The organism is Streptomyces sp. NPDC018947 (assembly GCF_044390505.1).
GTDB lineage: Bacteria > Actinomycetota > Actinomycetes > Streptomycetales > Streptomycetaceae > Streptomyces.
This window is the reverse complement of the sequence record NZ_JBIRZD010000002.1, coordinates 1-11,044: the sequence shown is the minus strand read 5'-3', so window position 1 is coordinate 11,044 and position 11,044 is coordinate 1. Positions and strand designations below refer to the sequence as shown.

Annotated in this window: 7 protein-coding genes and 3 pseudogenes; 6 read left to right on the top strand and 4 right to left on the bottom strand. The window is 69.5% G+C overall.

Going from position 1 to position 11,044, the window contains the following annotated elements; translation table 11 throughout:
* Window positions 1–11 precede the first annotated feature (11 nt).
* The 3 genes from ACH499_RS04780 to menC are packed head-to-tail and all read left to right on the top strand — an operon-like array spanning window position 12 to window position 3,546.
* Entirely contained in the window at window positions 12–1,577 is a 1,566-nt protein-coding gene (locus ACH499_RS04780) for a PucR family transcriptional regulator (protein WP_399013825.1), read from the top strand.
* Window positions 1,574–2,440 carry a GNAT family N-acetyltransferase gene (locus tag ACH499_RS04775; protein ID WP_399013824.1) on the top strand — a complete coding sequence of 289 codons (867 nt, stop codon included), beginning with the start codon at window positions 1,574–1,576 and terminating at the stop codon, window positions 2,438–2,440. Before ACH499_RS04780 ends, ACH499_RS04775 begins: the two co-directional genes overlap by 4 nt.
* Window positions 2,437–3,546, top strand: a complete 1,110-nt coding sequence (menC, locus tag ACH499_RS04770; RefSeq protein ID WP_399013823.1) for an o-succinylbenzoate synthase — start codon at window positions 2,437–2,439, stop codon at window positions 3,544–3,546. The genes ACH499_RS04775 and menC overlap by 4 nt, the downstream gene beginning before the upstream one ends.
* A 284-nt stretch (window positions 3,547–3,830) precedes the next feature.
* Here the strand turns inward: menC and ACH499_RS04765 are convergent, their stop codons facing one another.
* The 3 genes and pseudogenes from ACH499_RS04765 to ACH499_RS04755 all read right to left on the bottom strand — a co-directional run.
* On the bottom strand, window positions 3,831–5,180 hold the full coding sequence (locus ACH499_RS04765; protein WP_399013822.1) for an erythromycin esterase family protein: 1,350 nt from the start codon (window positions 5,178–5,180) through the stop codon (window positions 3,831–3,833).
* A gap of 394 nt (window positions 5,181–5,574) precedes the next feature.
* Window positions 5,575–5,733, bottom strand: a pseudogene (locus ACH499_RS04760) (IS256 family transposase); the annotation flags it as partial.
* Window positions 5,730–5,957 (bottom strand): annotated as a pseudogene (locus tag ACH499_RS04755) (transposase); the annotation flags it as partial. The pseudogenes ACH499_RS04760 and ACH499_RS04755, both read right to left, overlap by 4 nt.
* 423 nt (window positions 5,958–6,380) lie before the next feature.
* On the opposite strand from ACH499_RS04755, the gene ACH499_RS04750 reads away from it, so the two are divergent.
* The 3 genes from ACH499_RS04750 (at window position 6,381) to dnaK (ending at window position 10,606) form a co-directional block, all read left to right on the top strand.
* A complete protein-coding gene (locus ACH499_RS04750) occupies window positions 6,381–7,208 on the top strand; it encodes a trypsin-like serine protease (RefSeq protein WP_399013821.1) in 828 nt (275 codons plus the stop codon).
* Between the two features lie 1,060 nt (window positions 7,209–8,268).
* Entirely contained in the window at window positions 8,269–8,574 is a 306-nt protein-coding gene (locus ACH499_RS04745) for a hypothetical protein (RefSeq protein WP_399013820.1), read from the top strand.
* A gap of 148 nt (window positions 8,575–8,722) precedes the next feature.
* Window positions 8,723–10,606: a molecular chaperone DnaK gene (gene dnaK, locus ACH499_RS04740; RefSeq protein WP_399013819.1), complete on the top strand. Its 1,884-nt coding sequence runs from the start codon at window positions 8,723–8,725 to the stop codon at window positions 10,604–10,606.
* A 186-nt stretch (window positions 10,607–10,792) separates the two neighbouring features.
* On the opposite strand, the pseudogene ACH499_RS04735 reads toward dnaK, so the two are convergent.
* Window positions 10,793–11,044, bottom strand: a pseudogene (locus tag ACH499_RS04735) (IS5/IS1182 family transposase); the annotation flags it as partial.

Here is an 11,044-nt window from a genome sequence, read left to right as displayed (position 1 = left end):
CGCTCGGGGTTGTGCTCGACAGCCTGGGAACCGACGTCGTACGGCCGCTCGCGCTGCCACGAGGCCGGGCGGTCGCCATCGGTGCGCCCACGATCTATGACACCGACGCCCCCACGACAGGGCTGACCGATGCGATCGTACTGGTGCCCGGCCGGCTGACCGCCGACGTACTGGAATGGGCTGCCGAGCAACACGCCACGGCGGTGGTCATGCGAGCCGGCACCACGGACACGGCAGCACTGACACAGGCTGCCGAGCGGACCGGGGTGGCGCTGCTGGAACGCAGTACCGAGATCTCCTGGGGACAGCTCTACACCCTGATCGACGCACTGCGTGCGATCACCAGCCCGGTATTCGAGCCCAACGGCCATCGATCCGTCGACTTGTTCGCCCTGGCCAACGACATAGCCGTGCGCGCCGGTGGCGCGGTGGCGATCGAGGATCTGTCCATGCGCGTGCTGGCCTACTCCACGGTCCCGGGGCAGCTGGTCGACGACCCGCGTCGCGACGGCATCCTCGGCCGCCGGGTGCCGGACCATCCGACCCACGCCGAGGAGTACACCGCTGTCCTGCGGTCTGATACCGCGGTATGGAGCTACGAGCCAAAGGAGTACCGGCCGCGACTCGCCATCGCAATACGAGACGGTGGTGAGGCGTTGGGCACCATCTGGGTGCTACAGGGTGATGAACCATTGGCAGAGGGGGCGTCAGACGTCCTTGCCGAGGGTGCACGACTGGCCGCGCCCCACCTGGCCCGGGTGAGCCTCGCGGCGGATGCCGAGCGTCGGCAACGAGTGGAGCGTCTGGGCTGGTTGCTCCGCGGCCTGGGAGCGACCCGGGAGCTCGCCGACTCGTTCGGGATGCGCTTCGACGCCCCGGCGACCGTGCTGGTGATCGGCCGCTCCGGTAACCCGGCAGATCACGCGCGAGGCGTGTCGCTGGATTCGGCCGCGGAGCACGTAGGCGACCTGCTGCGGATGGGACTCTCGGCGTACCGGCTGGGAGCCGCTGCAGGGGCGCTGGACGGCCAGGCTGTGGCAGTGGTCGACACTGCGTCCGACGCGCCCGTGATCCAGCTGATCCTTGCGACGGTGCTGGCTCGGGCGAGGGACACCCTGGGCGGCGGCTGGCGGGCCGGGATCAGCCGCACCCTTCCCGGCCTTGCCGACATACCCACAGGGATGAGTCAGGCCAGGCAGGCGCTCAAGGTCGTCTGCGGACCGTTCGGCAAGGCGGAGATCGGACGGCACGACGAGCTGGCAGCCTCGATGTTCCTGCGCGACGTCTACGAGGCGCTCCGGTACCGACCGGCCCTGGACGCGGAGCCGCTGTCGACGGTGCTGGACCATGACGCCCGGCACGGAACGGACTACGAGAAAACGCTGCGCTGCTGGATCGCCGAGCACTACGACGTGCCACGGGCCGCCGACGCCTTGACGCTGCACCCCAACACATTGCGCCACCGGTTGCGCCGGCTGGCCGAGCTGATCGACATCGACGATCCGGACCTGCGGTTGGCGCTGGCGCTGCAGCTTCGGCTACGGCTGCCGGACATCAGTACAAAGGAGACCAAGTGAACTTGGGCCTGGACGCCAATGGTTCGGGGCGTTCCGCCAAGGAGACTCGTCACATGGTCGAACTTCCATCCGCCGGCGCGGAACGGGCAGGCGTCCGGATCCAGTTGCTTCGGAGCGTACCCGAACTTCAGCAGGCCGACGCGTTGCTACGTGCCGTGTGGAACACCCCGGACACCGGTGAGCCACCACTGGCTCTGGACGTGATGTGCGCGCTCGCCTACACCGGCGGCTACGTCGCTGCGGCGTACCTCGGGACCGCGATGGTTGGCGTCACCGCCGGGTTCCGAACCGTCGGAGACAGCCTGCACTCGCACGTGGCCGGCGTGCTCCCGGGAATGCATGGGCGTGGGATCGGCGCGGCGATGAAGTCGCACCAGCGGGAGTGGGCTGCCGAGGCAGGCCTGTCGTCGATCTCGTGGACGTACGACCCGCTGATCCGCCGCAACGCCTACTTCAACCTGCACAGGCTCGGGGCGGTCGCGGAGGCGTACCTGCCCGACTTCTACGGGCCGTTGGACGACGGCATCAACGACGGCGACGAGTCCGACCGGCTGTTCGTCAGTTGGCCGGTGCAGGCGCCGTCGCATGCCCCGGAACCGTTGCCCATCCTGGCCGCCGCGGTGCCCGTACTCGAGCCGGACGGCAACGGCGAGCCAGTACTGCGCGCCGCGACCGGCGGCGTACTGCGTTGTGCCACCCCGGTGGATGCGGAGTCCTTGCGGCGAAGGGATCCAGCCGCCGCCCGGCGCTGGCGGTCCGCGATGCGCGAGTCACTCGGTGGCGCCTTGGACAACGGTTATCGGATCGACGGGTTCGTCCGGTCGGGCTGGTACATCCTGCAACGGAAGGAAGTGTCGAAATGAAGCTGCAGCAGGTGGAACTGCGTGAGGTGGCCCTGCCCTTGGTCTCGCCGTTCCGGACCTCACTGGGCACCCAGGAACGCCGGAACTCGTTGCTGGTCAAGGTGACCACGGTCGACGGAGCCGTCGGCTGGGGCGAGTGTGTGACCGACGACGACCCGACGTACAGCGCGGAGTACCTGTCCGGGGCCCGGGAGGTGTTGCGTGGGTTCCTGCTGCCCCGGTTGTTCTCGGCACCCGAGCTGACCGCCGCGCTGGTGCCCGAGCTGCTCCGGCCGATCAGGGGGAATCCGATGGCCAAGTCGGCGATCGAGATGGCAGTGCTGGACGCCGAACTGCAGACCGCCGGCATCAGTCTCGCCCAGTACTTCGGGGCGACGCGGACCGAGCTCGCGGTCGGAGTGTCAGTCGGCATCATGGACACCGTTGACGAGCTGATCAGTGCCGTCGACGGCTATCTCAGCGCGGGCTACGCCCGGGTCAAGCTGAAGATCGAACCAGGCTGGGACCTCGAGCCGCTGCGAGCGGTGCGGGAGACGTTCGGCCCGGAGATCCCCCTGCAGGTGGACGCCAACACCGCCTACAGTCCGGCGGACCTGCCCCACCTGCGGCGGCTCGACGACTACGGGCTGACTCTGATCGAGCAGCCGTTCGCCCCAGACGACCTGCTCTCGCACACCCGGCTGGCAGCCCGGATGGACACCCCGATCTGCCTGGACGAGTCGATCACCTCGGCCCGGGACGCGGCGACAGCCATCCGGCAGGAGGCGTGTTCGATCGTGAACGTCAAGCCCGGCCGGGTCGGCGGGTACCTGGAGGCCCGCCGGATCCACGACCTGTGCCTGGCCAACGGCGTACCGGTGTGGTGCGGAGGCATGCTGGAGACCGGGCTGGGCCGGGCAGCCAACCTGGCGCTGGCCGCACTCCCGGGCTTCACCCTGCCCGGCGACATCTCGGCCACGGCCCGCTACTACGCCCGCGACATCACTGCCCCCTTCATCCTTCGCGACGGCCACCTGACCGTCCCCACCGGATCAGGAATCGGCATCGTCCCCGACCCCGACGCCCTGCAAGCCGTCACCACCGCCACCGAACTCCTCAGTGCCTGACGAGTGGGATTCGCGTTCCTGGCCAACCTCATGGAAGCGGGTGACCCACCGCGCCACTGCGATCGTGGACCAACTCCGCCGCATCCCCCTCAAGCCGGCCCGCGTACGAATGTGCGGTGGCCGAGCCTGCCCCGCAGTCGGCGCACCGCACACCACCGCCGTGCTCGCGGCGGAGACCGTGCTCGGCTGCTACCACGTGGGACTGCCGGTCATTACGCACCGAGACCGCAGAGCGGCGTCCGCCGGCAGCAGTCACGTTCGGAGCGCACGCCGGAACCAGGCTGTCACGGCTTCAGCTTGTCGGCCTCCCGAACCTCGTGGAGGTGGATGAGGACGTCGTAGGCCTTGGCGAGCGCGGTGTCGCGCGGTTCCGTGGGGAAGAGCGTGCCGACATTGAGCGTGGGCCGGGCAGCGTTCAGCCAGTCGCGCGCGGGGGCCGGGGCGTTGCGGAGGTCGAGGTAGAAGTCCCGGTAGCGGACCTGGTCGAGGGTGTGCTCGTTGCTGCCGGGCTTGGCGGCGTCCACGGTGAACTTCTTCCAGTCGCCGCCGATGGCGGTGTCCTTCGACAGGAAGGAGCCCTGGTTGAAGGTGAAGCCGATGGGGAGGTAGTTCTTGCCCATCGTGTCGCGCAGGAACGACCCCTGCGTCTTCGGATACAGCTCGGGCATGGAGGAGGCGTAGGCGACGTGGTCGTTGTGCGCGGACAGCAGGATCTTCTGGCCGGTGCGCTGCTGCCACCAGGAGACGTTCTGGGCCATGACCTCGTCGCGGAAGCGCTGGAACATGGGCAGCGAGTCCGGGTCGTCGGGGTTGATGGTGAGGAACTTGGCGGTCTGGGCGATGGAGCGGGCGTTCTGCTCGGACCAAGCGAACGCCTCGCCGGAGCCCTTCTGGCTGCTGACCAGTTCCAGGGCCTGCTGTGCCTTGGTGGCGAGCTGCTGCCGTTCCGTGAGCGGCTTGCGCAGGTAGTCGAGGAAGTCGTTCATCGGGCGCAGGCCGGTGTAGAGCTCGTTGAGCTTAGGCAGCGCCTCCGGGTGGTGCTGCTGCACGTAGCCGGTCACCCGGCCGAAGAACGCCTCGTCCATCGAGGGGGCGTTGAGGTCGTCGCCCATGAAGTGGACGGTACGTCCGGGATGGCGGCTGTTGTAGTCACGCATCCACTCGATGAGGCTGACGAACTCCTCGCGTTCCCAGGGGGAGTCGGCCAGGGCCTCCTTGGCGATCTCGCGGGGGTCGCCCTTGCCGGTCTGGAGGTAGTCGTCGATCTGGAGCCCGGAGGACCAGCTCATCTCGAGGGCGAAGGTCGTGAAGCCCTTCTCCTCGACGAGGTAGCGGAAGACCCGCTCCTTCATGGCGAAGAACTCGTGTGAGCCGTGGGTGGCCTCGCCGAGGCCGACCACCTTGGCGTCGCCGATCATCGAGCCCAGCTCTCGCAGGTCGGCCGTGTTCTTTCCGGGCTCGGTCGAGCGCAGCGGGTGGGCCGCCTTCTCCAGTGCCCGGACCGGGTTCTGCTCCCGGCCGGCCCTGTCGGCCGAAGCGGCCTGGACCGCCGTGGGCGCGAGGACCGCTCCTGTCGCGACCGCCGCCGTCGCCAGCAGTACCCGTCGACTGATCCGCTTCCGGTGCTTGGCCATGCTGCTACCTCTCAACTTACGTATGGCAACTTGAGAAGAATCGTCGCCTCCGATTCCACTGCCGCACACTGGGAGAAGCCTCCGGGCCTTCCGGGGGATATCCCCCCGGAAGAGCTGGAGGCCAGCGCCCGCTCGCCGGACGCGGGTACGCCGAACGAGGCGTGCGCGGCGGCGCTCGACTGGTTCGCCGACGCGCTTCCCGGCGAGCCGGTGGTGCCCTCCGAGGTGCAACGGTACGAGGGGTAGGGCGCCGACCAGTGGATCGTGTCGGTGAGCCCGCCGTACGGGCTTCCGGCAAGCGGCAGGCCCGTGCGACCGGTACTACGGCTCGCCCTCATGAGCCACGCCGCACAGGTGTCCCGGCCGCTGGGCCGGATCAAGGAGCGGGCCCGCGCGCCTTCGTGGCCGCCGGCTGGGCCGGCTTCTGCATGGCGTCCGGGACGTTGGCGGTTTTGCGAACCCAGCACCTCTCGAGGGTGTCGGGGAAGACCTCGCGCAGGGCCCTCCAGAACCCGAGTGCACCCTCGCCGAGCGCGGGCACGGGGGCGCGCGGTCGGCGAGGAGTGCATCGTGCCGGTGTCTGGTCCGGCCGACAAGGCCGGCCACGGCCGGTATCTTGCCAGCAGCGGGCAGCAGAGGGGTGACGTCGTTGCGGTTTCCGCCGGTCACCGACACCGCGAGCGGGATGCCCTGGCCGCCGGTGAGGACGTGGTGCTTGCTGCCCGGCCGTGCGCGGTCGACCGGACCGGGTCCGCTTTTGGGTCGCGCCGAGCGGCCGGCAGGTGGGAGGAGTCGAGTTTCGGGCTCGGCTCGGGCAGCGACGGCTCGATGAGCGACCACAGTTCGTCCGACACGATCCCGCCGGCGCGGAAGCGGTCGTCCGCTTCAGTGACGGGCCGGGTGGCCGTGCCGTCGACGCTTCTCGCCCTCAAGGTTTCCCCAGTGCAGAGGGGGGGCTGGCCCCACCGTCTACCGACCCGTTGCCCAGATGGTGCGGCAGGTTTCGGGCAGCGAGGCTGAACGCATACGGATCCACCAAGCAAAAGGGAACCCTCTGTGTTCAGCTTCAAGTCGCCGCGCCGCCGTACCGCCCGCATCGCAGCAGTCGGCGCTCTCGCGGGCGCGGCCTGCGTCACTGTCATGGCCGGCAGTGCCGGAGCCATCGTCAATGGGTCGGACTCCACCGAGAGCTACCCGTTCATGGCTACCATTCCGGAGTCGGCCCCGGACCAGGGTCTGATCGACGGGAACTGCGGTGCGTCGCTGATCGATCCGCAGTGGGTGCTGACGGCGGCTCACTGCCTGAAGGTCGAGGGCATCAACATCAAGCTGGACGGCATCGTGCGGGTCGGCAGCGACCACCGCAAGTCCGGTGGCACCGTCAGGAAGATCGACCGGACCTTCATCCATCCCGGTTACGTGAACGGCGACAACAAGGCCGCGAACAAGGACGACATCGCGCTGGTCCGTCTGGACCGTCCGGTTGCCCAGCAACCCATCAAGATCGCCGAGCAGGCAGGACGGCCCGGCACGCCGACCCGGCTCCTGGGCTTCGGCACCACCGTCGACAACGAGTTCAACTTCCCGGACCGGCTGCAGGAGCTGAACACCCGCAGGGGCGCCGACTCCGAGTGCGCGCCCGGCTACGCGGACCGGACCCGGCTGTGCACCATCACCACCGTGCCCAAGGCCATGGCGTGCTTCGGGGACTCCGGCGGACCGCAGATCCAGAAGGGCCGCAACGGCCACTGGGAGCTGATCGGCGTCACCTCGGGGCCCGGCGCCCCGAACGTGCCGTGCTCGGAGGGCCCCGGCCTCTACACCAGCGCGCCCGCCTATGCTGGCTGGATCGACAAGACCATGAAGACCAACAGCGCTCCGTCGACTGCGCCCAAGGGCTCCGACCTCGCCGAGACCGGCACGAACGACAACACCGCGGCGATCGCCGGCGTGGCCGCCGCGCTGATCGTCGCCGGTGGCGGCACCGCCGTCGTGGTACGCCGCCGCAAGACCCGCCACGCCGCCTGAGCGAAACCGCCGCAGCCCAAAGGCGGCCCCCTTGCCACGGGCCGCCGCCCTTTCGCGTGGGCATCGTCCAACGTGGAGAGGAGACCTCTTACGACCCTGGTGACTTGTGTGTGGTCGACTCCTCGCGGCCGTTCGACTGTCTCGCGGTCAACGGCTGACGCCCGGTGGCAGCAGTAGGAGTCGCAGTCCCGACGGAGATGCCGGGTGCCGGACTGACCATAGAGGCGTGGGCGGAGGCGTCCGGGGTGAGTGTCCGAGGGATCGGCGATCTGGAACGGGGACGGCGGGCGGTTCCCAGCGCCGGACGGTCGCCGCGCTCGCGGACGGACTGGGGTGGGACGACGGGGTGCGGGAGCGGCCGCTGGCGTGGCCCGGATCGGCCGAAATGCGCGTCCCGCCCGGGCGGGACCGCGTGCCTTCCCGCGGGGCATCGTGATCACTGGCCGCGAGGCGGAGCTGGCACGGCTGACCGGGCTGGCTGGCCAGACCAGTAGGAGAGGGTTGCCGGTGGTGGTGGCTGTGTCCGGGCCGCCCGGACACAGCCAGACCACCCTGGCGCTGCAGGCCGCCCACGATCTGGCCGACCGCTTCACCGACGGGCAGCTGCTGCTCGATCCGCGCGGCATGGACGACGATCCCACCCGGCCCCGCAGGGCTGATCCGCGCGCTGATTCCGGGCACGGGCGGGAGCATGGTGATGGTCGCCAGCCGGAGGATGCTCAGCGGTTTGGAGAGCGACCACCGCCTTTCTGTCGGCCAGCTGTCCCCCGCCGAGGCCGCCGCCTTTCTGACGACCACCTTGGTCGGAGGCGGGCGCGCGGATGCGGACCGGGCGCCTTGGCCGAGGTCGCCGACCGATGCGGGCATCTGCCGCTCGCTCTGCGGATAGCTGGTGACTGGCCGGCCACCCTCACGGGATGCGTACGCAGGCTGGCGGACCGTCTCGTGTGGGAGGAGCGGCGCCCGGACACCCCTGGCCGCCGGTGACCTGCGTCCGTCGGCGGCCTTCGACATGTCCTACCGCCAGGTAACCCCCGCGGCCGCCCGGCTGCTTCGGCTGGTGTCCGTCGTCGACGGCCCCGATACCAGCGCGGCCGGAGCCGCCCAGCTGACTGGACAGGTGCTGTTCGACACCGAGGACACCCTCGAGGAACTGGTCGAGGTCGGCCCGCTGGGCACCGTCCAGGATCGCTACCGCTTCCACGACCTGCCGCGCCTGTACGCCCGCGGCCGGCCGCGGGCCGAGAAGCCCGGGCGGGACCGCACGCTCGTCGGCGACCACGTCCCACCCGTCACCAAAGCCCCAAGGAGGTGTACACCGGTCGTGACGAGACAAGGTACTGAAGTTTGTCCACACTGGAAGTGAGGTCCCCTACCGAAGCCGCAGGTGGCGGTGCCCGGCCGAGCGGCACGGACGACCCAGCGACCGTCCATCGGGACGGCCCCGGCCGGCCGCGCCTTTCGGCCCAGCGCCGCATCTGCCCCAGGAAGGGAACGCAGACGGAGGAGAGACCATGACACGTGCAGTGGGAATCGACCTCGGCACGACCAACTCAGTGGTCTGCGTGCTGGAGGGCGGCGAGCCCACCGTCATCACCAACACCGAAGGCGCGCGGACCACCCCGTCGGTGGTGGCCTTTGCCAAGAGCGGCGAGGTGCTGGTCGGTGAGATCGCCAAGCGGCAGGCCGTCACCAACGTGGAGCGCACCGTGCGTTCCGTCAAGCGCCACATGGACGACGCTCGGTGGCGTTTCCCGGACACCGGGAGCATCGACGGCAAGCGCTACACCGCCCAGGAGATCTCCGCCCGCGTGCTGCAGAAGCTCAAGCGGGACGCGCAGGCCTACCTGGGCGAGGACGTCACGGACGCGGTGATCACGGTTCCGGCGTACTTCAACGACTCCCAGCGCACCGCCACCAAGGAGGCCGGGGAGATCGCCGGGCTGAAGGTCCTGCGGATCATCAACGAGCCCACGTCCGCCGCCCTGGCCTACGGCCTGGACAAGGAGAATGACCAGACAGTTCTCGTCTTCGACCTCGGGGGCGGCACCTTCGACGTGTCGCTGCTGGAGATCGGCGAGGGCCTGGTCGAGGTCAAGGCCACCAACGGCGACACCCACCTGGGCGGCGACGACTGGGACCAGCGGATCGTCGACCACCTGGCCAAGCAGTTCAAGAACAACTATGGCGTCGACCTGTCCAAGGACAAGATGGCCGTGCAGCGGCTGCGCGAGGCCGCCGAGCGGGCGAAGATCGAGCTGTCGAGCTCGTCGGAGACGACGGTCAACCTTCCCTACATCACCGCCTCCGCCGAAGGACCGCTGCACCTGGAAGAAAAACTGACCCGCACCCAGTTCCAGCAGCTGACCGCGGACCTGCTGGAGCGGTGCAAAGGCCCGTTCCACAACGCGATCAAGGACGCCGGGATCAAGGTGTCCGACATCGACCACGTCATCCTGGTCGGCGGCTCCACGCGGATGCCGGCGGTGACCGACCTGGTGCGGGAGCTGACAGGCAAGGACCCGCACAAGGGCGTCAACCCCGACGAGGTCGTCGCCGTGGGCGCCGCCCTGCAGGCCGGTGTCCTCAAGGGCGAGGTCAAGGACGTCCTGCTCCTCGATGTCACCCCGCTGTCCCTCGGCATCGAGACCAAGGGCGGCATCATGACCAAGCTGATCGAGCGCAACACCACGATCCCGACCAAGCGCTCCGAGATCTTCACCACGGCCGAGGACAACCAGCCGTCGGTGCAGATCCAGGTCTACCAGGGCGAGCGCGAGATCGCGGCGTACAACAAGAAGCTCGGGATGTTCGAGCTGACCGGTCTGCCGCCGGCGCCCCGCGGCATCCCGCAGATCGAGGTCACCTTCGACATCGACGCCAACGGCATCATGCACGTCTCCGCCAAGGACCTGGGCACCGGCAAGGAACAGCGCATGACGGTCACCGGCGGCTCCTCGCTGGCGAAGGACGAGATCGACCGCATGATGCGCGAGGCCGACCAGCACGCCGAGGAGGACCGGCGCCGCCGCGAGGCCGCCGAAACACGGAACCACGCAGAGCAGGTCGCTTATCAGACCGAGAAGCTGCTCACCGACAACGCCGACAGGATCCCCGGGGACGTCAAGGGCGAGGTCGACGGCGCGCTGGCGGAGTTGAAGGAGGCGCTGAAGGGGGAGTCGGCCGACACCGCGACTCTGCGGCAGGCCGCCGACAAGGTCACCACCGCGGCCCAGAAGGTGGGCACCGCGATGTATGCCCAGGCACAGCAGGCGCAGGGCCAGCAGCAGGCCGGCTCCGGTTCCGGCGGCGGCGCGGCAGGCACCGCCGGCCAGGACGAGGATGTCGTCGACGCGGAGATCGTCGACGACGACAAGCGGCAGGAGGGCACCGGATGACCCGCCCGAGCGACACCCACCGCCCCGGCGAGCATCCGCTGTTGCTCATCCGGGACAACCGGCGGCGGGGTCCGGGCACCAGCCTGGAGCCCCGCCGCGGCGGCGACCTCGAACCCGCCCGGCAGGCGGGCTCGGCCGCCGGAGAAGCCGAAGACGTGCGGACCCGGCTAGGCAGTTTCGTTTGGATCACCGGGCGGACCAGAGGAAGATGCCCGCGATGTGGAGTCCGGCCAGGTAGATGGTGGCGGTCTTCTCGTAGCGGGTGGCGATGCCGCGCCACTGCTTCAGGCGGTTGATGCACCGCTCGACGGTGTTGCGCTGCTTGTAGGTCTCGCGGTCGAACGTCGGTGGCCTGCCGCCTCGACTGCCTCGACGAAGCCGGTGGCTGCGCTGGTCTGCGGGGACGGGGATCACGGCCCGGATGCCGCGCTTGCGTAG